Genomic DNA, 25,145 nt, shown 5'->3' on the forward strand with positions numbered 1-25,145 from the left:
ATGAAAATAAAGAATTTATTATTTGCCTTCATATTTGGTATAACAACCCTTACCAGCTGCCAAAGCGGCATTGTTTGGGATGAAGTGCCCGAATCAGTCTATTCAAATCTTGAATTAGCTGGAGCCATGGTTAGAAACCGTCCGCGTGAACTTTTCGTAAACAAAGTATGGCAAGTCAACCATAATGACGGAAAAGGGCAATGGTTGGAAAATTATCTCGCTCGTTCTGTTATGGATGCTATCGAGAACGGTATTGAATATACTAACAATACCGGAGCACCGATGACAATATTGAACAAGACATTAGCTGCTGGTGAAACAATGAAAGTCAATAACACAAAAGAAATTGTTGATGACAGTTCTGCCCCGGAAGGGAAAAAACATATCATTCATGTTTTCACATTAGACAAAGTTGAATACATAACACCCAACAAAGGTCACTTGTTTGTTAAATCGGCATTCGACTCTGAAAACGTGAAACCAACAGCTTATTACGAAGAAGTACAAGATGGTATGTTCCGTAGTGTCATCATGCCTGTGAAAATAAACGAAATGGTATTAGAATTTATTCTTGACGACCAAGGAGCATGTAGAGTAGATCCGGTTAACGGAGCACCCAAGTTAGGTACACCAGGCGATTTTACACAACCACGACAATACTTAGTGACCAACACTGCTATTCGTCCAGACGGAGCTCCGGAATACAAACGCTTGTATGAAATTCAAGTACATGTGTTGCCTGCAACTTCGGAAGAAGCATATAAATGGACCTCAGGTTCCATTTAAATCATTAATTACAAGAAGAGGAGGGATCCAGATGATAAAACCATCTGGAACTCTCTTCTTGTAACTTTCTTATCATCACTCTTGATCCTAATAATATGAAATCGATTATTTTTCTATTCTTTATTTGTTGTAATTCACTTATCTGTTGGGCACAAGGAGTTCATACCAACTATTTATTTCCTGAATTTACTGATTCTTATATTTATTATAAAGATGGAAGAGTTTTTCAAGTACAGTCAAACTACGATCTTCTGAAAAACATGTTCCAATTCATCGACAAGGATAATGAGATAAAAGAATTTGCAGACCCTGAAATGATTGTATCCATAAAGATTGGAGAACAGATGTTCATATTAGTAGACAAGAATAAGGCAGCAGAAGTAATACAATCTGACCCACGAATTTTGGTTCAATATTCAGGTCAAAAACGAATAAAAAAAGACTTAACATTTGGAGGGAAAACAGAGACAGCTTCTGTTGATAGCTATTCCAATATGGTTTATGGAACAGGAGACGATACAAAAAACACTGTCATAACCAAATTAGAATATCAATTCTATATCGAAAAAAACAAACGGCTAAAACGATTCTCTACAGAAAAACAATTCTTGAAACTATTCCCTAAACAAAAGGAATTATTAAAGAAATACATTGACGAAAACAAAGTTGATTTCAATTCTATCGAACAAGTTGTAAAACTTTGCAATCACGCTTTTGGCATTGAAAAATAAAAAAAATACATTGGTGGTTTTTAGAACATACTGGTTTATACTATTGGCGAAGTAAACAACAACAAACAGGAATGTTCAATCTCTAAACCAAAGAGGTGGCCTCCTTCAACAGGGCCACCTCTCCTTTTTTATGAAATTACTTATTTATTTCTTTTCGATAACCATCAGCTTTCCATTATCGGTCCCGTAAAAAGCAATCGTATTCACGGGCTTTACATTTCCTTCCGCTTCGAAACGAACGACTTTATTCAGGGCTTCCAGAAACTCCTGTTCGCCTTTCAGATCAGGACACGCCATGCGCGTTGTGGCAACTTGCGGAAACTTAATGATGTTTTTCCGGGCTTCCGAATATTCGATATTGCCGTTCATCCGGTTACAACCGGCATTCCCAGACAAATGGTTACGGGCAACATCAATGACAATAAGCTGTTTGCTGTCTGCCGGATCAAGTTTCTTACCGTTCAGTTCCACTACACTCCATTCGCCATCCAGGTCTGAATAGGAAGCCACCACGGCTTTTTGTGATTTACAGGAAGCAAATACGGCTATCCCCACAACTGCCAGGCAGAGATATAAATACTTCTTCATACGGTTTAATTTTTAGATAAAACAAGCAATACGTTGCCGTCCTGGTCTACCAGGGTCATTTCGCTTTCTGAATTACCGGCTTTAACCGCTTTCACATCACCCATCGCTTTCATGATCGCATCTTCCGTTGCCATGTCCGGACAAGCCATCATTGTAGCAGCACCCGGTGCAATAGTGATCGAAGAAACATCGTTGGCATCTAATGTAATGGTTGTATTGAACATATTACAACCGGCATTACCATGCAATTTATTCTGAGCCATATCGAATTCCATATAGGGCAGTCCTTCTTTCAGAATCTTCTCGCCTTTTACTTCCACCACATTCCATTTACCTTCCAGTTTCTTTGCGTCTGTTTTGGCTTCAGAACAAGAAATCATCATCCCAAGTACCATCGGGAGCATCAATACATAAAAAATCACTCTTTTCATAATCTATACTATTTGTTATATCACTTACAAGGATAAGACGCCAAATCCGTCCAAATTGTTCCCCAAAGATATTCTATTTAGTCAATATTAACAAATCTTCCCTTCTACGCTACTTCCATGCGCCTGATGCTTTACATAATTTTCCGTAAGTTTGCACCCGACGAACAAACTATAAATGAGGATATAATGAAGAGATCAGGCATTGCACCTATTTTGATTTTACTGTTCATAGTAGGTATCTCCTGCAAAAACACCCCTAAACAATGCGAAGAAGAAGTTGACAGCGAATGGATCGACAGCCTCCAACGCGTATATCAATACGGTATCTGCATCGATACACTCGACCTGAAAGAGTATAAGATGAAAAACGGTGATAATCCGGCTGCAATCTTCTCTAACCTCGGTTTCTCTGCCTTAATGGCTGACAGTATCAGCAGATCTTCCAAAGAAGTTCTGGACCCTACAAAACTTCAAGCGGGCATGCATTATTATACCTTCTCCATGCAAGACAGCACTGCACAAATACGCTACATTGCTTTTGCTAAATCGAAAACTGATTACGCAGTGATCGACTTTACCGGCGATACAATCAGTGCCTACGAGTTTAACAAGCCTATTACTTTAAAACGCCAGTACGTAGAAGGAACAATCAATTCTTCCTTATGGAACGTATTACAATCGAAAGGCGTAAACCCGTTGCTGGCGATCAATATTTCCGATGTCTTTGCCTGGCAAATAGACTTTTATGATGTAAAAGAAGGTGATTCTTTCCGTGTACTCTATGATATTGCTTATATCGACGACACAACTGCACTGAATATAAGCGGTATTCAGGGAGCAATTTTCACTCATCAGGGAAAAGACTTCGTCGCTATCCCCTTTACCCAGGACAGCGTATTCGAATACTTCGACCAGGACGGGAACAGTCTGCGTAAAGAATTCCTGAAAGCCCCGCTGGATATCTTCCGTATCACGTCACGTTTTACGAATGCCCGTTTCCATCCGATTCTGAAACGCTATCGCGCTCACCATGGGGTTGATTATGCAGCACCGGTCGGTACCCCGGTTAAAAGCATCGGAGCCGGAACCGTTATTGCCAAAGGATACCAGAATGGAGGCGGAAATTTCCTGAAAGTAAAACACAACTCCGTATATACCACCACTTATATGCATCTCAGTAAGTTTGCCAAAGGCATACAGGTGGGCAGTCATGTGCAGCAAGGTGAAGTGATCGCCTATGTGGGTTCTACCGGTCTCTCAACCGGTCCTCATCTCGATTTCCGTGTACACAAAAACGGCCAGTCGATAAATCCCCTGAACATAGAGGCACCTCCTTCATTACCTGTCAAAGCGGAACTCCGCGACAGTTTTGCTATCGTAAAACAACAGGTACTTGCCGAATTGGACAGTATGCAAACACGGCATATAGAAGTTGCCGATACACTTCTGATAACGGAATAAATATCCGGACAGGAAGGTTTCAAACGGATGCCTACCCGCGGATGAAGCGGTGCCTATCGGTTTCAGCTCCGATAACTATTGCTTTTAAGTAGAATTATGCTACATTTGTAGGAACTATAAATCATGCAAGTATGAAATTTTTAGGTAATATCATCTGGTTAATATTCGGCGGACTGATCACCAGTATTGAATATCTGGTTTCAAGCCTCCTGCTGATGGTTACGATCATCGGCATTCCATTCGGACTACAGACATTGAAACTGGCTCTGCTGGCTTTGTGGCCTTTTGGCAGCACGGTTACGGATAACGGCAATTCCGGAGGTTGCCTTTGCATTATCATGAACATTCTATGGATCATACTCGGAGGTTTCTGGATCTGCCTGACACACCTGGGATTTGGGTTACTGCTGTGCATCACCATCATCGGTATCCCCTGGGGAAGGCAACATTTCAAGATGGCAGCCCTTGCCCTGACTCCTTTCGGTAAGAATATCAACTAATCCAAAACAGGATAGTTTTGCCGGGCTTCTGCCCGGCTGCAAGCATTGAAATGCCACCATTCATAAGGAATGATGCGGAACCCGGCATTTCTCATGATCCGGCGAAGCAAACGCCGGTTATCATAGGCTGTGCGATCTATTTTCCCGGCATCCAATAAAACCTCTTCATTATTCGTATGAGCCTCTTCGCCAAAGAAATCGAATGGCGTTCCCATAGAAAGGGGAGCGCCTGTTTTATCAAAAATAGTAACATCTACCGCCATTCCATAATTATGCAATCCTCCGCCATTAGCCGGATTACTGACATAATTCACCTTATCGGTTCCGCGAACAAGTGCCCACATTTTACGTTGTACGGACATCGGTCGGGCCGCATCATAAACAACCAGCGTAAGGTCGGGATTTTCTTTTTTCAACAGCCGTTGAGCGGCCACAAGTTTCCCGGCGGCATCCGGATGAAGCCAGGCACGTGTGATTCCGGAGTAAACAGCTTCTCCCATAAAATTATCGGGAGTTGCATAAACCAGTTGTACACGAATGGTAGAATCCTGTGCAGAGATATCGACCAGTCCTTTATTGCGCAGATAGGTATCCAGTTCTTCCGCATCGGCACAGGCACAAACAAACAGTACCGCTAACAGGAATATATGCTTCGGCCACTTCATCGGATTCTTTTTTAATCAATAGATATCTGCTCCACTTCTATCGGATCATTCAGGAAGACTGAGGCTGCCTCCGAGAATTTCGCGGCAGACTCCGTAGTCAGGAAACGGCATTCTCCGCTACGGGTAAGTCGGCAGTCCATTTCCGGATGCCTGTTTAAATAATCTTTCAGGCTCTCTGCCACGTATTCTCCCTGCGCAAAGACGGTTATCCCCTGCGGCAAATACTGTCTGATTTTGCCGATTAAAAGCGGATAATGCGTGCACCCCAGTACCAGCGTATCTATCCGGTGATCGACTGACAGAATATGATCCAGATGTTTTTGTACAAAATAATCCGCACCGGGAGAACCGAACTCATTGTTCTCAACTAATGGAACCCACATCGGACAGGCCTCTCCAGTCACAGTGATATGAGGAAACATTTTCTCTATCTCCAGTGAATAGGAATGTGAAGATATTGTTCCGGCTGTCCCCAGAATACCTATATGTTTTGTAATGCTGACCTGATCCATCATTTCCACCGTCGGACGAATAACTCCCAACACACGGCGGGCAGGATCCCAGTCCGGCAGATCACGCTGCTGAATGGTACGCAGGGCTTTTGCCGATGCCGTATTACACGCCAGAATCACTAACTGACACCCCTCGGAAAACAATTTCATTACGGCCTGGCGGGTGAAACGGTAAACCACCTCAAATGAACGTGGTCCATAAGGTGTACGTGCATTATCGCCCAGATAAATATAGTCATACTCAGGCATTGCCTGGCGAATCTTATCAAAGACAGTCAATCCACCATAGCCAGAGTCAAAAATCCCAATAGGTCCTGCTTTTTGTGAAAACATATTTCTTCCTTCTTTATATAATACAACAAAGGATGCCCTCCATAGAAAGGCATCCTTTGTTATATCTCTAATTAGAATCTATTATTTCAAGCCTAATTTAGCTTTTACCAACGGAGTAGCATCGATTGCAGCATTGCCGGTATAAAGTACGATACCAGGATTGTTATCGATGATATAAGCATAGCCTTTTTCATCACCTACAGCTTTGATAGCATTTCTAAGCTTATCCTGGATCGGAGCCAACAATTCCTGCTGTTTTTTATTCATATCCTGTTGTGCAACCTGTGTAAAGTTTTCAACACGCTGACGAATATCTTCCAATTCCTGTGTTCTTCTCAGTTTGATGTTTTCAGTCATTGAATCCTGCTGAGCGATATAATCTGTATATTTCTTTTGGAATTCATCCTCCATCGTCTTCATTTCGCCCGCATATTTGTCATTCATCTGCTTCATTGTTTCCTGCATAGCAGTTATTTCCGGCATAGCCATCATAATTTCCTGCGAATTAACAATTGCCACCTTTGCTTCCTGAGCAAAAACTCCTAACGGGAGGATCATCAACAAAAAAATAATCAGTTTCTTCATTTTCTATAAAATATTATTGTTATTAATCAATCATGTTATTTTGTGCATAAAGCGCACAAATGTAAGCATTTATTTTGAATATCCTAACTTTAACAGCACTTCATTGCTGATATCTATCTTCGGAGAAGCAAAAATAATACTCATCGCCGAAGCACGGTCAACAACGAGTTGATACCCCTTGTCTTCCGAAATCTCTTTTACGGCATTATAGATTTCATCCTGGATAGGCTTCATCAGGCTTTCACGCTTCTTGTACAACTCGCCTTCCGGTCCGAAATACTGACGTTTCAGGTCCTGTGCTTCCTGCTCCTTCTTCACAATCTCCTCTTCACGCTTCGTTTTCATCTCAGCAGAAAGGAATACCAAATCACTCTGATAGGTCTTATACATGTTTTGTGCTTCCTGCTGGATAGCTTCCACCTCATTCTGCCATTTCTTCGATACCTGGCTCAACTGTTCGTTCGTCATCTCATAAGCCGGAATATTTTTTAGTATATACTCCATATCTATCAAGGCAAACTTTTGTGCCATACCGGCAAAAGAGCAAAGGAGCATCATACAACTCAAAACAATAATCTTCTTCATACGCTTTCTTTTTATAGTTTCACTCTCTGACTGCAAATATAGCAGAGGGTTTACTTTGTTCCAACGAATTATGGTTAACGCTTGACGATGAATTGTTAATTTTAAATTAATCCATTGTTTATTATTAGAACTCCTGTCCGATGATGAAGTGGAAGTTGCTTCCACCTGCACTACGTTGTCCATCCACCTTGTCGAAACCATACGCCCAGTCGATACCCATCAAACCGATCATCGGTAAGAAGATACGTACACCGACACCGGCAGAACGTTTCAAGTCAAACGGATTGAAACTCTTCAAATCTCGCCATGCATTACCTGCTTCAGCAAATACAAGACCGTAAATCGTAGAAGACGGTTCCAACAGGAACGGATAACGCAATTCCATTGCCAAACGAGAGTAAGCATAACCGTAAGAGTTATATCCACCGTTACCGGCAATACTACCATTTTCGTAACCTCTCAAACCAATCGTTTCAGTCGCGTAAGTACTGGAATATCCACTCATACCGTCACCACCCATATAGAATGTTTCAAACGGAGAACGTTTGTGCTTGTTGTAAGATCCCAGGAATCCGTATTCAACACGTGTCATCAATACCGGTGTACGTTTGATCGCTCTCGGAGCCAACGGAGAGAAGATCTTTGCTTTGAACTTCCATTTATGATACTCGATAAACTTAAACTTATCAGGATTATCGTCCGACATATTAGCATAATCCTTTCCGTCCCATAAAGAATAAGGAGGAGTAGCACTGACTGACATAGAGAACTGTGAACCGCTACGAGTATACAACGGGTTGTCGATAGAGTTACGCTGCAACATCAATTCCAGGTTTACATTGTGGCAAGTACCGTTCTGCACCAGGAAGTATGCCCAGTCATGCATGATATACATCTGATAATTCAATGTAGCCATAAACTGGAAATAGTCATCCGGCCAGTTCAGACGCTTACCGTAACCGGCAGAAAGACCGAACATCATGATAGATTTATCCGGGTCGTATGCCAATTCATAATTATTATTATAATAACCGCCATAATTACCATAGTAACCGCCATACATGCTGCTTCCGTAATAAGGATATCCCCCAAAATAATTCGACATGCTGTTATTATAGTAGTTACTACTGATATCAGTCTGTTTGGAGAAATAAGCACTTACAGAAAGTGTATTCGGACGTCTTCCGCCGAACCACGGGTCCATAAATGAAATACTATAAGCCTGATAGTAGCGACCATTAGTCTGTCCGCTCAATGTCAATGTCTGACCTTCACCCTGCGGGATAATACCTTTATAAGTTTTCGGGTTCAGGAAGTTCTTCATGGAGAAGTTCGTAAACTTCAGACTCAACTTACCGATCACACCTGTTTGTCCCCAACCGGCCGAGAACTCAATCTGGTCGTTTGCCTTCGATGTCAGGTTATATTGGATATCTACAGTTCCGTTATCAGGATCAGGTATCGGCTTCGGCTCCATATTTTCCGGGTCGAAATGTCCCATCTGGGCAATTTCACGAACGGAACGCATCAAGTCTTCACGGCTGAACAACATACCTGGCTTGGTACGAAGCTCACGACGTACGATATCTTCATACAAACGGTCGTTACCATTAATAATTACACGGTTGATGGTAGCCTGCGGGCCTTCCTGAATACGTACTTCCAAAGAGATAGAGTCGTTATCCACATCCACTTCTACCGGGTCGGCACTGAAGAAGATATAACCATTATTATAATACACATTGGAAACTGCATCTTCGTCTGTCGTCAAACGTTCATTCAACTTCTTCTGGTTATACACCTCTCCCGGTTTCATACCCAGGATTGCTTCCAGATAATCAGAGGCATACTGTGTATTACCCACGAAACGTATATCTTTCAGATAATATTTATCACCTTCTTCTACCTTCAGGAAGATGTCGACTTTCTTTTCATTAAAGTTGACAACACTGTCCGATAGCAGCACTGCATCACGATAACCGTGTTCGTTGTACTTAGCGATAATATTATTCTTATCGTTCTCGTATTCTTCTGTAGTGAACTTCTTTGTACTGAATGCTTCCAAGATACTGGTTTTCCAGTCGTTCGGAAGACTGAACTTTTCATTCGTCTTCTTCATCGCCTTCTTCAAGTCCCTTGCTGATAGAGCTTCATTACCTTCGAAGTAAATACGGTGGATCTTTGTCTTTTCGTTCTTATCGATATTAATATCAACGATCACCTCACCTTCTTTCGACAAGTCGTCACGCTGTACAATATCAACGTCTACATTCTTAAAACCTTTGCCGTCAAAGAACTTCTGAATAACGATCTTTGCACGGTCCATCAGGTTGGGAGTCACCTGAAAACCTTTCTTCAAACCCAACTTGGCCTCAAGGTCTTCCCTCTCTCCTTTCTTGATACCATGATAATTTACTTCCGATATACGGGGACGTTGTTTCAACTGAATTTCCAGCCAAACTTGGTCACCTTCAATCTTGGTTGCCAGGATTTTTACATCCGAGAACAATCCGTGTTTCCAAAAACGCTTTACCGCTGTTGTAATCTCACCTCCGGCGTCGGGGATAGTTACCACGTCACCTACCGATAATCCGGAGAAACCGATTAACACGAAATCATCATAATTCTTAATACCCGTCACCTTAATATCGGCAATCTTATACCGCTTCGGCGTCGACGAATAATTAATGACCGGCACTTCTGCCGGTACTTCAACCTGGGTAGTGTCACTTTCCTGGGCAAATGCTCCGCAGGCAAAACCTAGGAAAATAAAAAACAGCACTATTCTTTTGTACATATAACAGCTATTGTTTATAAGATTAATTGCTCACTTGTCTTACCGAAACGGCGTTCACGTTGCTGGTAATACAATATAGCTTCATACAACTCTTCTTCTCTGAATGCCGGCCAAAAAACATCGGTAAAGTAGAACTCCGCATACGAACATTGCCACAGCAGAAAGTTACTGATGCGTTTTTCTCCTCCGGTTCGAATCAGCAGATCCGGATCGGGAATGCCTTTGGTCGTCAGGTGGTCCGAGACCACTGTCTCGGTTATATCGTTGGGGTTTATTTTCTTTTCCAGTACTTGGACGGCGAGCTGTCTGACAGCTTCTGTTATTTCCCAGCGGGAAGAATAACTAAGAGCCAATACCAGGGTAGTTCCCGTATTAGCAGAAGTTTGTTTAATACAATCCAGCAACGTTGCGTGCGCATCCTCCGGCAGACGGTCCAAATTACCGATCGCCATCAGACGTACATTATTTTTCATCAGATCCGGAGTTTCACGATGGATGGCAGAGACGAGCAGGCTCATCAACGCTTTCACCTCCGCTTCAGGCCGGTTCCAGTTTTCTGTCGAAAATGTGTACACTGTCAGGTACTTCAGTCCAATCGTCGTTGCCGCCTCTACCACTTTACGTACGGAAATAACGCCCTCCTGGTGTCCATAGCTCCGGTCTTTCCCTTGCGCTTTGGCCCAACGTCCGTTTCCATCCATAATAATCGCCACATGTTGCGGCAAGCGATCTTTGTCTATTTCCTCTATCAATGACATAGTGTTTCTCAGTATCTAAACGTACTGTTGCTGTTTATACTATTACATGGCCTGTTACGCGGACCGAAGTCCCAGGTAACAGATAGCAGTAAAAATGAATACCAATCTTTGTTCTTCAAGAAACTGCCACTTATCTGATACGGATTATCCAGTATTGCATTATCCCCGTTCGTAACATCGAATTTATCTCCGAACAATTTACGGAACGAGAACTCGCACCCCAGGTTAATCCTGTTCTTGATCTTATACTTCACGCCTACCCCTAACGGGATATTCGGTCCGAAAAACGCTTCATTACCTGTTCCGTATGTAATTCCTAATCCCAGGAATACATAAGGAGTGAAGCGCTTCGCCCCTGCATAAGCAAATTTATCACTGTACGGAAAGAAGTTAAACTCCATCTGTCCGCCCAGTTCTACCAGGCTACGGCTGAACGATGCCTGCGCATTGTCCGGAAAAACATTTTCCAGTCCTTCCGTGCTGCCTGAAACCTGTCCCCACATCAGATTGCCTTTGAAAGCCCATCTGAAGTTGGCATTATAACGGAATACTGCTCCCACTGCCGGATTCATTCCTTTAAAGAAAGCATTCTTGTTGGCATCCCCCATATAGTAAGCGCCACCGGCCATTCCGCCTATTTCATATTTATATTCCTGTGCGTGGAGACCGGTAAATGAGCCGGCCATCAGTATCAGTATAAGAATCCGTTGAAAAAAAGTTGAAGTCATATGCAATGCTGTTATGTTCTACACCTCTTTTTCTAACGCTAAATTCTTCCTAAAATTATACTTTCCTCCACGAACTTTCTCAATCCTTAAAACCTAAACGGTTTATACGGCCTTTCCAGATCTGGTCCAGATCATTTGCATTATTATTCTCTTTACCGCCGAAAATTAGCATAAAATTCTCTTTATCCACTAAAACGGAAGCAAAACCTCTCGCTTTATAATCTTCCGGCATCACAGTCAGCGTGTCCGACAATGTCCATGTCACACCTCTGTCTATGGAGAAATAAATATCTTTAAATGCTTTATTCGATTCACCAATACCACCTATCAGGCAGAACTTATCATCATAAGCAGAAAGCATTACGCCTTCTCTCTTATCAAAATAATCAGATTCTATATCGGTCAACAAAACCCACTGATAACCATTCATGGTACTCCAAGCTGAATTTAGCAGTTTGCCGTTCTTGTCTTTTCCAGCAACCACTGTTAAATTGTTTTGTTTACTACTGGTCGAATAAGATGCCAGCGAACCAAAACCTGTAACCGGGAAGTTGTCATAAACAGCTTCACCAAGCTGCCATTCCTTCAAATTATTTAGAGAAGCAAAACTCAACACTCCGTTATTATCAACAATAGCAGACAAGAACGAAGGTTGTTTCAGACTACCATCATTGACAGCCTCAATCGCACCCAATAAAGTTTTCACAGAGTAATTCTGCTCAACAAGCGTCCAGTCCTGTCCGTTAACAGAGCAATAGAGCGCCCCTTTGGTTGTAGGCACAAATAAAGCGTCTTCATACTCAGTCATCTGAGAAAGACGAACCTCACCAGCCGGCAGACCGTTCAATGTCATTTCCGTCCAGCTTTTTGCATCGGAAACAGAAGAACTATATAATGAATATCCTTTGCTTGCATCAGTTCCCTGTACGTACATATAATAATATTCATTATTCTCTTCACCCCATGTAACCACTTTTTGTTCTTTCACTGGGAATCCTAAAACGCTAGAATCATACAGTTCCCAACTCATGGAATCGGGCACCACCTGATGAACATTTATTTGAGCGTTATACACTTTCTTTGTAATACCGTCGTATGCGGCAGTTACAAATTTAACGGGTTTGGAGAAGTCCAAAGAGTCTTCCCTATTCCAGAAAAAAGTAGAGTCAGGCAAAGCATCCTGAGTCACTTCGATTGTATAGGTGCCCGTTGCTACAGACACTGTACAAATAACTTTCTCGACCTCTGTACCAAACGGCAGAGAGTCCGGGTTAAAAATACGTCCGTTTACCTGATCGATCACAAACTTCACTGTATCCACCTTGACACCAAGAATTGAATCATTCTTCACAGAAAACGAAGTTATCTGACAATCCTTAGGTATCTCATACTCCTGATCGTCTGAATTCAGACAAGAAGACAGAAACAATGCAATACATCCCGCTACAAATAGTACTATTCTATTTTTCATCCAAAAATAAGTTTGTTGCATATAAAGCCACAAAAGTAGAAACATTTTTTGCTTTATTCCCAATATCGGCTAATATTTATAATATTTTAGTTCCGTTAAACTACTTCGCTCACTGATTTTTCCGTGAGAAAACAGTGATTACGTGGTTCTGAACTTTTTTCACGTCCGTTAACGACAAAGATGCCACCCTGTTCAAATCCGGTGCTTTTACACCCGATTCCAGATTGACAGGGGCTGTTTCAACCAATATCTGATCCCATAAATTCTCCTCCAGAAAATGCTCAAGAAGCACAGCTCCCCCTTCCACCATCAACGAATTTAATTTACGGATATACAATTCGTGCATCACCTGCGGCAAGACAGGCTGTGAAAAATCGAGGGTGACATACTCCACATTCTCCCCGTTTTCCGCTTTTCCGGCAGTAAAGACCAGTGTTTTCACTGTTCCGTCAAACAAATGATAATGCGAGGGAATACGTAAAGTCCGGTCGAGCACCACCCTGACAGGTGAGTTTCCAGCCCAATGCCGTACCGTTAACGAAGGGTTATCCAGGAAAGCCGTCTGCGTCCCGACCATGATAGCCGCCACATTCGCCCGCAAAGAATGCACCCTGCGCATCGTCTCCGGTGAAGACAATACGACAGCCGGTGAGGTATTATCCGTCCGCCCACGGTCCATAAAACCGTCCGCACTCTGCGCCCATTTCAAATAAATGTAAGGCCGCCGCTTTTCCTGAAAAGTCATAAACACCCGGTTCAACTCCCGGGCTTCCTTTTCCATCACACCGGTTACCACTTCCACACCTGCTTCACGCAGCATCCGTACCCCTCTTCCCGACACTTCCGGAAACGGATCCAGACACCCGATCACCACACGCGGTATCCGCTTTTTTATGATCAACTCCGCACAGGGAGGTGTCTTCCCATAGTGCGAACAGGGTTCCAGGCTTACGTATATCGTAGCCTCTTTCAACAAAGACTCATCACGAACCGAAGCGATTGCATTCACCTCGGCATGCGCTTCGCCATATTTCCGGTGATAGCCTTCTCCGATAATTTTACCCTGATGCACGATCACGGCTCCAACCATCGGATTCGGTGCCACATTGCCCGCTCCGCCACGGGCTAGTGAAATACAACGAGCCATATATTTATTCTCAACCTCGACCATTTTCTTTGCTTATAAATGGTTTTTGCATTACTTTTGCATTAAAATTAAATTGATATGACTGGGACTGTCGCCTATATACAAAATACGCTCAAAGATTATTATCCGCCAAGTGAAATTAAAGCATTCATTCGTTTGATAATGGAACGCGTTTGCGATATTCAGCCGCACCAATTCTTACTCTGCAAAGATAAAGAATTATCTGAGAAGGAGAAGACACAGATTTATAATATCGTAGAACGATTGGTAAAATATGAGCCGATCCAATATATTTTCGGTAAAACAGACTTTTACGGATTTGAGTTTCTAGTGAACCCGTCAGTGCTGATCCCCCGTCCGGAAACGGAAGAATTGGTGGAATTGATCGTACACGATTATGCCAAAAAGAGTATTGACATCCTGGATGTAGGTACCGGTAGCGGCTGCATTGCCATCACTTTAAGAAAATTACTGAAGAAAGCACAGGTTTCAGCACTCGACATCTCTCCGGAGGCGTTGAAAATAGCCAAAAGAAATGCTGGGATCAACCGCGTACAGTTGACTTTCTACGAAAAAGATATCCTCCAGCCATCCAAAACGGCTGATTCCATAGAAGATGAATTCGATGTCATCGTCAGCAACCCTCCCTATGTCATGGAGAAGGAAAAAGCGGAAATGGAGAAAAACGTGCTTGATTACGAACCTTCGCTAGCACTGTTCGTACCCGACGACAACCCGTTGTTGTTTTACAATAACATCGCCCGCTTTGCCGAACAGAAACTGAAAAAGAAAGGCTACCTCTATTTCGAGATCAACGCACAGATGGGCGAAGCCGTGGTAAATATGCTGCGCATGATGGAATTCAAGAATGTGGAACTGATACAGGACCTATCGGGTAAAGACCGCTTCGTAAAGGCACAGACATGGAACAGATAACCGAACCCGAAATGCTACGCCGCGCAGCCGCTTACTGCTCGACTGCCGAACGCTGCATCCAGGATGTACAAAAAAAGATTAAAGCCGCCGGCCTCTCCCAAGAGGAAGGCGAGCGAATCATTGCACGTCTGCTCCAGGAAAAATTCATTGACGAACATCGTTTCGCCCGTTATTTCGTAAACGACAAACTGCGTTTCAACAAATGGGGACGCATCAAAATCGCATACGAACTTCAAAAAAGGAATATCCCTGCCCCCATCTGTTCGGAAGCGCTGGAAGGGATAGACGAAAAAGAATATGCCGATATCCTCCAATCGTTGCTGAAGGCGAAAAAGAAATCGACCAAAGGCAAAGATGAACGGGATATCTACATCAAACTTCTCCGTTTTGCTGCCGGCCGTGGCTTTGAAAGCCGGGAAGCATCCCGTTGTCTGAAACAATTATTCAACGGGAACGATTATGAGGAAGATTTTTAATGACCTGCTACACCTCTTTTTTCCTAAGCTCTGCATGCTGTGCCAGATGCCTCTCGTCGGAGGGGAAGAACATATCTGCCTGAAATGTCTTTGCGACCTGCCCCGTACAGGACACAATTTTCTGGAAGAGAACCCCGCCACCTACCTGTTCGGCGGAAAAGTCCCGGTTTACCATGCAGCCGCTTTCCTGCATTACGAAAAAGGTGGCCATGTGCAACAGCTTATCCATTCCCTGAAATACCACGACAACCGTGAGATCGGTTTCCGCCTGGGACGTATGGCCGGCCTGAGGTATCAAAAAGCGATCCTGTCAGACCGCCCGGACCTTCTCCTCCCCGTCCCGCTCCATCCCAAAAAGCGGAAACAGCGCGGCTACAACCAGTCCGAATGGATCGCCCGCGGCCTCAACACCCTTTTGAAACTCCCGATCGACACCACCAGCCTCCGACGCACAAAAGAGACAGAAACACAGACGCACAAACAGACTTACGACCGTTGGCTGAATATGCAGAATATTTTCTCTGTCGTCGACCGCGAAGTCCTGGCAGGAAAACACATCCTCCTTATCGACGATGTCATCACCACCGGATCGACCATCGGAGCATGTGCCGAAGCACTGCTGACGATCCCGGGAGTACAGGTGAGCGTGCTGGCGATAGCGATGGCGTAAAAAAAACAAGGTGAATTTCCACACAGGAATTGTAAACAAAATTAAATTTCTTTCAACAAGAGAGAGATTTCTTTCTCGGTAATAGTATTTTGCTCTGCTTTGTCGTAAATGGCGAGAAGAGTGATTATACCTTCTTCCACGCTAATAATTGTAGTATAAGTAATTACTCGTGCTCCATGGCTTTTACCTTTTCCTTTGTCGCTAATAGCCATGCGCACTTTACGGACACCGTTGCCCAAATCGGCACCGACAGTGGGATTTTGCATTAATTCTTTAACAAGTTCCCGAAGATCGCTTTTCAACGATTTGTACTTTTTAGCCAACTTCTTGACCTTTTTGTCAAAGCTTGGCAAGGTATCAATACTATAATTCATTGAGCAGTTCTTCTACGGGACGACTTTTCAGTTTCCCCTGTTTCGTCAACTTTAGTTCCCGCAATCCATCCCTGATATCATCCAAGATTTCCTCTTTTTCTTTAGCAGACATTTCTTCTTTTGCCACTCTCTCGCTTTTGAGCCGCTGGAGATATTTTTGAAGTTTCTTCATGGCCTCATTGTCATCTAGCAAAGATGCTACATCTTGTAATACCGACTGTTGCAATTGTATTGTATTACTCATACTTTCATCCTTTCTTTTTAGTTATAACACAAAGGTAAGATAAAACTTCACAATATGCTAAGTCTTTATTCATAAAAACACGAAAGCCCCGGTTGGAAATCCAACCGGGGCTTTGTTTGTGTCTGTTTTCACTCTTCACAGAGGTAGAACAGAAGAACTTTATTTCATTACTTTAGTATTAATATCTACCGCTTGTTCGCCCTTCACGGGGTACTTACTGTGAGGGCGGTTCGCGAACCGCCCCTACGATGCGCGGTAAATTATTTAGAATTAATTATTTAATTATAAAATAACTTCTTATTTAACGATCGCTTTTACAGCAGCTTCGCCTTCAACAGCTACTACAACTACACCTGCAGGAGCAGCGATTGTAGCTTCATTTGAAGTGATTACTGTGTTAGCAACTGTCTGGCCAAGAACGTTAGTGATAACAACTGTCTTGCCTTCAGCACCCTTAACAACTACGCCACCGTTTACAGCCGATACAGATACTGTGGATGTAGAGATTTCTTCATTTTCTGTAGCCATATCGTCTTCAGAACCCATTTCAATGTTAAAGATCAAAGCATTGTCACCACCTGTTTTTGCATTTTCGAACTTAGCATCCTTTGTAGACAGTACCAAGCAGTTATTCTGGTTCTTGATCCAAGCACCTTTTGTAGGAGCAATTTCTTTATTATCTCCATTGTCAGATTCGATCAAGAAAGCCAGATCTTCTTCTTTCTCAGCTACAAGAGCCTTTTCAGGATCAATGAAGCGGAATGACCAAGTATAGTCCTTATGAGCATCCGACTTCACGTCTGTCTTCATATCGATAGTCTTAACAGCTTTAGCCTGAATATCTTCGATCTTCAGATCTTCTGTTTCAACAGTAGCAAACTGATTACCTAAGATATACATTACACTATCCTGTTCTGCTACGTCAGTAAAGCCTACACGTGCATATTTACCGAATGTATACAGCTTTTCATCTTCTGCTACACCTTGTGCATCTGTTGAATCAGCGAAGCTTACTAATAGTTTGTAACGGTTGATAGCTTTTACAGCAGGAGTTGTATGGAAACATTTCATCGGATCATCAGTTTCTTCACCTGCTGCTACATCGTAATGTTTGTGATCTTCCTTACATATGATAGCATCTTTAGCCGGTGTTTCACCTTCTGCCACAATAATCAAATACTGAGGTTTAATTGCTGATTTCGGAGATTTACCGATATTGTAAGGTCTAACCTTGAATGACAAACCAGCATCAGAAGCAACTTCATTAGCTCTTGCAATACCCAGATAAGCCATACCTTCGCGTTTGAAGAACGGATTCGTTTCGTCCATCAAATAATCGTTTACATATCTTTCGTGGAACTTCAACAACTTAGCTGCATCCAGATTAGCATCACCTTCTTCTACACCTTCAAACTGTGTATTGAAACGACGATACAGAGGCAGGTTATCTTCCTGGATATCAAATGTAGCAGTACTGATTTCTGTTAATACTTCAGACAGTAACAGAGCTTTGTCGTCATTCTGACGTACACCGGCTTTTGTGTTGATGTTCTGAGCAATCAGAGCATAGTAGCAAACTGTTTCACCAGCTTTTTCAAATTCATTGTTTTCTTTGAAATAGAAGCTAGCCTCTGTATCAGCTTCTGCAGCATCTTTTGTTACAACGAACTGACCTTCTGCATTCTGATAGATAGCTTTACCATCCAAGCTAACAGTATAAGCACGTCTATACAACTGTTCCAAACCAGTGATCTGAGCCTTAGCTGCTGCTGACGGAGTATAACCGTATGCAACATCATTTGTTGTAGTACCTTCGATTGTGAAACGACCTGCATCAGTAGTCAATACATTCAAGATAGTATCTGTTTTGTTTACATTCAAATATCTATCCTGAGCATACGGATGCCAGTAGTTGAAGTTATAACCGTTGAATTCTAACTCTGCATTTGTAAAGTTCTTATAACCCAGATATTTGTTGCTTACAGAAGATGCTGCAACCGGGATGAATTCAACTTCTACACCATTGAACATACCGATCAATTTGTGAGGATCATAGTTTTCACCTTTTCTCAATTGATAAGCATTAAATGTATTTACAGTCGTACCGTCTCCATTTTTAACAAATTCACGGTTTGCGATAAAGACAGGAGAAACCAGTTCGCGTTCGTCAGAAGAAAGATCAGTCTTATAAACAACCCACTGGAATGCCGGTATATGGTCAAATTCCATATTGTCGATAGCAGCTTTGCCAGTCCAATCAGCAACAGAGTCTGTTGTATAAATATGAACACCGTAGAATTCTTTAGTCTTCACATTCTGAATTTTATAAACACCAGCAGGAATACTCATAAAGTCATCGCTGATACCGTCAGCTTTAGCATACAAGTTTACATAGTTATCTTCTGCTTTGCCTTTGTCATCTGTATAGAATGTAACAACCTTGCTGGTTTCACCTTCCAATGTACAGTGAGAAAGAACTGTGTACCTTGTATTATCTTTAGCATCTGTAGCTTTTTCTGTATCCAAAGTACTGTAAAGTTTTGCTTTTTCAGTATGCATAGACCAGAAAGTCACTTTGTCAGTCTTCAACCAAGCAGCAGTAGTGTTTGCCTCCTTTAATTCTATGAAGCTACCCTGTGATTCGATCTTAATAGAATCAGTCATCAGGTCCTTAGTAAATTTGAAACGGAAAGCATCCATCGGTAAGTTTTCACCCAGAATATCTTTTCCTGTCTCTACCAACTTAGCATTAGAGCTTACTTTAATAGGGTTATAAGTTTTATAAGTTTCACCTTTACTCTTAAAGTAAGAAGTATCTACGTGAGCAAACTTGTTAGATACTTTACCGTCAGTACCGATCTTATTCAAAAGCAACCAGTCTGTATCAGGAGCATCAGTAGTTGTCTTACCGTCATTATTATTTACTTTAAGCTCAAACTTTTTAGCTTCAGATTTAGTTGCAATAGTCTGAACCTGATATTTGTCAGCGAACGGGTTGTTAGCAACAGTAGCAGCAGAACCATCGAAAGTCAACTGCATGTACTTAACAGCGTCACCCTTCGTATTCAGGTCAACAGCACTCATTACCCATGAACCCGGTTCTACTACAGAGACTTTGAGAGCCTCCAAGTTTCCTGCGTTTTTCTTGTGATCTTTAGCCACGTAAAGTACACCATCGCTAGCTTTCTTCACAGCCATTACAGAGTCACCGTTGGCATAGTCCACAGTAAAAGTCTTATCAGTATCACTTAAATTAGTACCGAAACGGCTATCCAACCATTTCCACTGTGCTACACCACCGATTGTTTTAGATGCAGCTGTTGCAGCAACTGAACCAAGAACAGCATTACTCTTATTAAATGAGAAAATAACACCCGTTGCTTTGTTTTCCAAACTAAAACGAGTGAAACCACCGTCGACAGTTACCGTTGTTATTTTCCAAAGGAAAGAGTCAACCATTGCCAAATTATCCAATTCTGTATCTACAAGAGATTTAAACTGGAAAGTACCCCCATCAGAAGAAGGTTGAACACCGATGTATTGGTCATCGGCATCCTTCAATGCATAATACCTTGCAACAGAAAGCGCAGCGTCATTATCGCTAAAAGCGCTAGTAGTAAACTTCGCCGTAGTTGTCGGCGTTGTACCATCCTGTGCAAAAGCTCCAACACTTGATGCCAGCAACGCGCCGACCAAAAGAGTAGAAAACTTTTTGTTCATAATCAATAAATTTAATATTAATAATAGTGTTATAAAAGTTCTATCCGTAGGACACGTCAAAATGTCACAAATTGTTAAATGACGAGTTTAAACGTTCCTTTTTTCTAGTCACGTTTTTCCCCATCTTTTGCTTTCGTATGAAAAAGGATGATTTTTGTACTAACTTTGTTATTGTATTGATAAGAAAGGACATAGAAAAGAAAAAAATATTCGGAAAAAGATTGGTGGTTTAAAAGAATGTCGTAATTTTGCTGGCGAGAAAAAAGGAACCTTTTTTTTAGTCACTCACTTTTCCCCATCTACTGATTAATATTCAAGCGATATAAGCACTTTTGGAATCCGGTAAAACAGACGTTTTTCCCTAATACCTTTCCAACGGATGCCTACCCGTCAGAACCCCGATGCCTACTCGTTTTCGGAGCGATAACTACCCGTTCTGAAAAAGGCCGTTTTTAGAACGTGAAATACCGATGAGTCTCAAAAGTCTCACGAGTCTCACCCCCCTTTTTCATTTCTTGACATTTTTGCCTTTTTCCGTCTTTCGGTAGTAACCGATTGATACTAAAAGAAGTAGACCATACCCCTGTGCTTTTTTCAACATACGGAACACACTCGCACGGCTAATTCCGCGGACACGAGCCTCTTCGAGTATATCCGACGTTTTAAACTCATCCGGCATGGCCTCAAAAAGGTCGACTTGCGCATCCGGCAACTTGTAATGCTGCTCCGTGTCGCTATGCTTCAACGAAGTGCTCACCAGCAACGAATGACGCAGGCAGCATTTCCCGATATGGAAAGCGATCTCGAAATCGTCGTCCGCTATCTCGATTTTACCGTCCGTATTCCGCGATTCACCTTTACGGATCCCCGTCAACGTCATTGCCATGCGGAAAACGATCAGGCGATGGCGCAACACGACAGAGGCTATGTCGTTGTTGCCAAATACACGTACATTATTATATTCACGTTCGAAGAAACGATCTAGTCTTTTACGCTGCTTGTCGGAAAAAGAGACAAAAGTCGACGAACTCTCCAAATGCACCGCCATGTCAAGCACCTGTTGCCCCAGCCTTTCAAAATAACGCAAGCTGCAAAGCGTATCGTCGGCCGACGTAAGCGGTTGATATTCGCTACGGCCGGTAATGCGGTAAATCAACATGCGGCTATATAGCCCGCTCTCGGTCGAAGGGATCAGCTTTGTCAACATGCCGGGAGTACCTGTTGCCAGAAAACCCAGTTCGGGAAATTCGATATAAGAAGTCCCGTTGGTCTTCGACGAACAGCTGATCCGTTCATGCTGGAAAGCTTGGTTCAAGACGTAACTATACCCTCCGAACTCTTGCGCCATGGTATTATTGACCGACTCAAGTTCCGTCTCATACAAAAACGAAGCATAAGGGCTATTCACATCCAACTGTTCGATCATACGCGCCGTCGTCGTGTAACCACTCATGTGCAGGTGCTTCTGACGAACCAGCTCCGGCTCTTCGACAGGAGGGCCGGCCGGCTTCTTACCTTTCGCGGCACGTACCTGCGCCTTGTAGTTGTCTGATGCCTCTCTTTTCTCCTCGTATTCCTTCACTTGTGCTTTCGAAACGTCGTACACATAGTTTTGCCAGGGATCAGCCAGCTTACGGACAACATTGATGCTCCCTTTGCCACTTCCGGAAGGACCGACGATCAAGGTATAGAAAGGCGGTTTATACAATTGATTCTTCAACATGCCGCTGACACCCGGCATGATGGTGCTCAGTACAGTCAGCGAAGAGAGGAGCAACAAGTCGTATTCGCGGTCGTCGGTAGCCACCTTCAGAATCTCACTAATCAGTCCGGGGCAACGCTCCAAAATCGCTCTGTCGAAGTGAGGCAAACCGACTTCATCCGGATCAATATCAAAGCCTAGAGGCGAATCACCCTCTGTAGTCGGATTTTCAGAAATGGGGGTGAGACTTGTGAGACTCGTGAGACTCTTTTGTCCGGAAGAAGCCGTCGGAGGACACCAGGGATTGCTGCCGTGCGACGAGCGATAACGGCGATACACGTCTGCGACGATGCCCCGGATTTCCTTCTCCGCAAAGCCCGGTTCTACATAACGGCACAGGCATTCGGCCATCACTTCGTTTTCATCGAACCCCGCACTGTTCAAGGCCGAAGCCAATTTGAGCACGAAGCTATGACGGCCGCCACCGGCAAAAGGATTGTTTGCTTCAAATTTGTCGATGTAGTTGGACAGAGAATTATCCGAATAGGACGACGCACGGACAGCCGGAGCCTTTTTCGCCACCAGCACCGTTTCCTGCGGGACATGTACCACTTCGGCCACCTCTTTATAAAAAGCATCCGGATCATAGCTGGCAAAGCAACCGCGGTTGGCATCCTTGCCGGAGATATCCACCGTTACACCAGGGAGGTCTTTCTCGATCATCGCCCGTACCTGTTCGAATGCTTGCAGATGATGTTCCTGATCGCTGTCCACCAGCACGAAGAGTTTGTTTCCCGTATGGGAAGGACTGATATGCCCGGCTTTCACATAACCGAGTTGCACAGCCTGGCCGAGAATTTGCTCAGGTGGCAACAGCACATCATCAAGATCGATACAGATGCAACCGGAGTAACGAACCATATGTTCGAGTTTACGGCCTCCGGCCATCGCTCCGCCGGGTACCAGCAGAGGGAGTCTCTTCTTGCCGGCTTCGGCTTTTTCATTTTCACTGGCAGCTAAATAGGCTTGCACTTTTTCTACCGCTTTTTTGTGTTTTCCGCTTCTGACGTCAGCAATGTAGCGTTCGAGGGTGGTTAACATCAACGTTTGCGTGTCGAATGCCGAAAAATACAACGTACATTCAACAGTTTGTCGTTTTTCTAAATCCATGGATTTATAATTAAATTAAACATTTTCAGAGTTCGCCCAGGTGTTCTACCAGGACGACGACCTGTTTTGGTGTGTATAGCTTCTGAAATTTTACCCATCCGGCGGCTTCCAGCTTGGCTTTCAGGCCGCGGGAGGTGCGTATCCATTCCCACATACGTTTATAGGCAACGACCGGCGTGTGACCGGGAAAATACAGTTGGGCGAATTCCGTTACGCCATAGGCTCTCCTCCAGGGAGAAACTTCTATTTTTTTGTCTTCCATAATTATTTATAAATTATAATATTAACACACCACAATATAAGCATTATATCAATACGTTGTTCCGCAAAAGACGAATATTTATCAAATAAAAAATACATACTGAACATTACGCACCATCCCGCAGCCTCCCATGAAGGAGAAAGCCTGTATTATCTTTGCAATGTAGTTCAGAAACAAGTTCTTATTACACTAACCCTTAAACATTTAACAGCATGTCAGTAAAGTACAAACTGGTCTTGAAAAAAAGACCTTACCCAAGGAGCGACGGCAGATGCGAAACGTTATTACGCATCTGCTCCGGTGAGCGGAATGATGGATTTCGACTCCATCTGTGAATTGATAGCCGACCGTTCCACAGCGAGCGACGGCGACGTGGCACTGGTTGTTCTCGGCCTGATTCGTGCGATGGAAGAAGCTTTACTCCGCAACGAAGTAGTTCAACTTGGAAGACTAGGTAATTTCCGGTTGTCGATCGGTAGTTCCGGAACAGTCGAAGAAAAAGATTTTCAAGCCAACATGATCCGTAAACCGAAAATCATCTTCACCCCCGGCGATAAGCTGCGCGCCATGATCGAAAAAGTAAGCCTCGAACGCATCGGCAAGGAGCCGGAAGCGCCGGAAGAAGGCGGAAGCGACCGCCCGGAAATTGAGTAATCTTCAATTTTTAATTTTCAATCTTCAATTAAAAAGTATGACAGCACAACAAATCAGCTTCGTCAAGAACTCCCTGCAGGCCGCCGTGTCCGCGGGAGCCTCTTTCAACATGAATCCCACCGTGATACTGGCACAGGCTGCCTTCGAAAGCGGATGGGGAATGAGCAAACTGGCAACGGGCAGTAACAATTATTTCGGTCTGACGGCCTACGGTTGCAGCAACCAGTACTGGCACGGTGGTAAAACGACAGTGAACACCGGCAGCTACTCCCTGGATTTCCGCCGGTACGACACCCGCGAAAATTCCTTTCTCGACTTCGCCCGCCTGATCCGCAACAACTACCGTACCGCCTGGCAGGCCAGCAACAATCCGGAAGCCTATGCCCGCGAGATAGCCTACAGCCCGTATATCAGCGAACTAAACGGCGACGACCGCGAAACCTACCGTCGAAGTCTGGTCCAGATGGAGAAGACGGTACGGGCGATTGTTGAGATTATTATTTAGAAAAAGGTGAGCTATCCCGTTCCCGTGCTTGACACGGGATCGCAAAGGCACAGACCGTTTCCTATAATATCTTTTGATACCTCCAGTTCTCTTGCGGCCCCGTGTCAAGCACGGGGACAGGATAGTTCACTTTTGATAAAATTCAAACCATATTTAATCCTAAAACGACCATGTCCAAATTCAAACGAATCATCGAATTCATTCTTGCTTTGCTTAATTTTTTGTTTCATTTTAAACCGTCAACAGATGATAAAACGGCTATCGTTACTAAAACTTATCCCAGCCCTGCTGTCCCGCCTGGCACGGAAAGGGATCACCCTGTATTTGAAACTATCCCTTAGGATACGGCTGCGG

The 25,145-nt window shown here is 43.4% G+C and carries 25 protein-coding genes; 9 read left to right on the forward strand and 16 right to left on the reverse strand.

Translation table 11 applies throughout. The features are described 5' to 3' along the window. Together NBH15_RS07780 and NBH15_RS07785 are read left to right on the forward strand one after the other, a co-directional pair. Nucleotides 1-786, forward strand: a complete 786-nt coding sequence (locus NBH15_RS07780; RefSeq protein ID WP_128132931.1) for a DUF5018-related domain-containing protein — start codon at nt 1-3, stop codon at nt 784-786. Between the two features lie 95 nt (nt 787-881). Beyond that, nucleotides 882-1,517, forward strand: coding sequence for a hypothetical protein (locus NBH15_RS07785; protein ID WP_128132930.1), 636 nt, complete (start codon nt 882-884; stop codon nt 1,515-1,517). Nucleotides 1,518-1,661: 144 nt separating this feature from the next. Here NBH15_RS07785 and NBH15_RS07790 read toward each other — a convergent pair whose 3' ends face one another. Further along, nucleotides 1,662-2,105 carry an META domain-containing protein gene (locus NBH15_RS07790; RefSeq protein ID WP_007654936.1) on the reverse strand — a complete coding sequence of 148 codons (444 nt, stop codon included), beginning with the start codon at nt 2,103-2,105 and terminating at the stop codon, nt 1,662-1,664. Nucleotides 2,106-2,110: 5 nt separating this feature from the next. Beyond that, nucleotides 2,111-2,536, reverse strand: coding sequence for an META domain-containing protein (locus NBH15_RS07795; RefSeq protein WP_186959099.1), 426 nt, complete (start codon nt 2,534-2,536; stop codon nt 2,111-2,113). A 186-nt stretch (nt 2,537-2,722) separates the two neighbouring features. Here NBH15_RS07795 and NBH15_RS07800 point away from each other — a divergent pair, with 186 nt between their 5' ends. Together NBH15_RS07800 and NBH15_RS07805 are read left to right on the forward strand one after the other, a co-directional pair. Continuing rightward, entirely contained in the window at nt 2,723-3,997 is a 1,275-nt protein-coding gene (locus tag NBH15_RS07800) for a peptidoglycan DD-metalloendopeptidase family protein (protein ID WP_250822389.1), read from the forward strand. A 131-nt stretch (nt 3,998-4,128) separates the two neighbouring features. Next, nucleotides 4,129-4,497, forward strand: coding sequence for a YccF domain-containing protein (locus NBH15_RS07805; RefSeq protein WP_007654943.1), 369 nt, complete (start codon nt 4,129-4,131; stop codon nt 4,495-4,497). Here the strand turns inward: NBH15_RS07805 and NBH15_RS07810 are convergent. From NBH15_RS07810 to ribD, 9 genes are all read right to left on the reverse strand, one after another. Further along, nucleotides 4,494-5,162 (reverse strand): M15 family metallopeptidase, encoded by a 669-nt coding sequence (locus NBH15_RS07810; RefSeq protein WP_250822390.1) that lies wholly within the window; start codon nt 5,160-5,162, stop codon nt 4,494-4,496. The genes NBH15_RS07805 and NBH15_RS07810 overlap by 4 nt on opposite strands. A gap of 11 nt (nt 5,163-5,173) precedes the next feature. Then, entirely contained in the window at nt 5,174-6,007 is an 834-nt protein-coding gene (gene murI, locus NBH15_RS07815) for a glutamate racemase (RefSeq protein WP_128132927.1), read from the reverse strand. An 81-nt stretch (nt 6,008-6,088) separates the two neighbouring features. Continuing rightward, nucleotides 6,089-6,592, reverse strand: coding sequence for an OmpH/Skp family outer membrane protein (locus NBH15_RS07820; RefSeq protein WP_186959104.1), 504 nt, complete (start codon nt 6,590-6,592; stop codon nt 6,089-6,091). 69 nt (nt 6,593-6,661) lie between these two features. Continuing rightward, nucleotides 6,662-7,177 (reverse strand): OmpH/Skp family outer membrane protein, encoded by a 516-nt coding sequence (locus tag NBH15_RS07825; protein WP_007654951.1) that lies wholly within the window; start codon nt 7,175-7,177, stop codon nt 6,662-6,664. A 124-nt stretch (nt 7,178-7,301) separates the two neighbouring features. Beyond that, nucleotides 7,302-9,974 carry an outer membrane protein assembly factor BamA gene (gene bamA, locus NBH15_RS07830; protein ID WP_128132926.1) on the reverse strand — a complete coding sequence of 891 codons (2,673 nt, stop codon included), beginning with the start codon at nt 9,972-9,974 and terminating at the stop codon, nt 7,302-7,304. 14 nt (nt 9,975-9,988) lie between these two features. Further along, on the reverse strand, nt 9,989-10,732 hold the full coding sequence (uppS, locus tag NBH15_RS07835) for an undecaprenyl pyrophosphate synthase (RefSeq protein ID WP_244050750.1): 744 nt from the start codon (nt 10,730-10,732) through the stop codon (nt 9,989-9,991). Between the two features lie 8 nt (nt 10,733-10,740). Beyond that, nucleotides 10,741-11,460, reverse strand: coding sequence for a type IX secretion system protein PorG (gene porG / locus NBH15_RS07840; RefSeq protein ID WP_250822391.1), 720 nt, complete (start codon nt 11,458-11,460; stop codon nt 10,741-10,743). 79 nt (nt 11,461-11,539) lie between these two features. Continuing rightward, nucleotides 11,540-12,976: a BamI family beta-barrel-assembly machinery protein gene (gene bamI / locus NBH15_RS07845; RefSeq protein WP_199676187.1), complete on the reverse strand. Its 1,437-nt coding sequence runs from the start codon at nt 12,974-12,976 to the stop codon at nt 11,540-11,542. Between the two features lie 64 nt (nt 12,977-13,040). Then, the gene (gene ribD / locus NBH15_RS07850) at nt 13,041-14,102 is read right to left on the reverse strand and encodes a bifunctional diaminohydroxyphosphoribosylaminopyrimidine deaminase/5-amino-6-(5-phosphoribosylamino)uracil reductase RibD (protein WP_250822392.1); all 1,062 of its coding nucleotides are present in this window, start codon (nt 14,100-14,102) and stop codon (nt 13,041-13,043) included. A 54-nt stretch (nt 14,103-14,156) separates the two neighbouring features. Here ribD and prmC point away from each other — a divergent pair, with 54 nt between their 5' ends. From prmC to NBH15_RS07865, 3 genes are read left to right on the forward strand one after another with little or no spacing between them, the layout of a single operon-like run. After that, a complete protein-coding gene (prmC, locus tag NBH15_RS07855; RefSeq protein WP_244050749.1) occupies nt 14,157-15,014 on the forward strand; it encodes a peptide chain release factor N(5)-glutamine methyltransferase in 858 nt (285 codons plus the stop codon). Next, a complete protein-coding gene (locus NBH15_RS07860; protein WP_250822393.1) occupies nt 15,002-15,490 on the forward strand; it encodes a regulatory protein RecX in 489 nt (162 codons plus the stop codon). The genes prmC and NBH15_RS07860 overlap by 13 nt, the downstream gene beginning before the upstream one ends. Beyond that, complete coding sequence (locus NBH15_RS07865; RefSeq protein ID WP_199676186.1) at nt 15,474-16,160, forward strand: ComF family protein; 687 nt, start codon at nt 15,474-15,476, stop codon at nt 16,158-16,160. Before NBH15_RS07860 ends, NBH15_RS07865 begins: the two co-directional genes overlap by 17 nt. Nucleotides 16,161-16,201: 41 nt before the next feature. Here the strand turns inward: NBH15_RS07865 and NBH15_RS07870 are convergent, their stop codons facing one another. The 5 genes from NBH15_RS07870 to NBH15_RS07890 all read right to left on the reverse strand — a co-directional run bounded on the left by NBH15_RS07870 (nt 16,202) and on the right by NBH15_RS07890 (nt 23,632). Then, nucleotides 16,202-16,534, reverse strand: coding sequence for a type II toxin-antitoxin system RelE/ParE family toxin (locus NBH15_RS07870; protein ID WP_048315111.1), 333 nt, complete (start codon nt 16,532-16,534; stop codon nt 16,202-16,204). Continuing rightward, complete coding sequence (locus NBH15_RS07875; RefSeq protein ID WP_048315109.1) at nt 16,524-16,778, reverse strand: hypothetical protein; 255 nt, start codon at nt 16,776-16,778, stop codon at nt 16,524-16,526. Before NBH15_RS07875 ends, NBH15_RS07870 begins: the two co-directional genes overlap by 11 nt. A 297-nt stretch (nt 16,779-17,075) precedes the next feature. Beyond that, nucleotides 17,076-20,498, reverse strand: coding sequence for a DUF6383 domain-containing protein (locus tag NBH15_RS07880; protein ID WP_250822394.1), 3,423 nt, complete (start codon nt 20,496-20,498; stop codon nt 17,076-17,078). A 508-nt stretch (nt 20,499-21,006) separates the two neighbouring features. Then, a complete protein-coding gene (locus NBH15_RS07885; protein WP_250822395.1) occupies nt 21,007-23,370 on the reverse strand; it encodes a DUF3987 domain-containing protein in 2,364 nt (787 codons plus the stop codon). A 25-nt stretch (nt 23,371-23,395) separates the two neighbouring features. After that, nucleotides 23,396-23,632: a DUF4248 domain-containing protein gene (locus NBH15_RS07890; protein WP_128132921.1), complete on the reverse strand. Its 237-nt coding sequence runs from the start codon at nt 23,630-23,632 to the stop codon at nt 23,396-23,398. A 309-nt stretch (nt 23,633-23,941) separates the two neighbouring features. Between NBH15_RS07890 and NBH15_RS07895 the strand changes: the two genes are divergently transcribed. Then, on the forward strand, nt 23,942-24,286 hold the full coding sequence (locus tag NBH15_RS07895) for an HU family DNA-binding protein (RefSeq protein WP_250822396.1): 345 nt from the start codon (nt 23,942-23,944) through the stop codon (nt 24,284-24,286). Nucleotides 24,287-24,323: 37 nt separating this feature from the next. Beyond that, complete coding sequence (locus tag NBH15_RS07900; protein ID WP_128132963.1) at nt 24,324-24,791, forward strand: glucosaminidase domain-containing protein; 468 nt, start codon at nt 24,324-24,326, stop codon at nt 24,789-24,791. Nucleotides 24,792-25,145 lie beyond the last annotated feature (354 nt).

Origin of the sequence: Parabacteroides caeci (genome assembly GCF_023656795.1) — a bacterium.
In the GTDB taxonomy this organism is placed as follows: domain Bacteria; phylum Bacteroidota; class Bacteroidia; order Bacteroidales; family Tannerellaceae; genus Parabacteroides; species Parabacteroides segnis.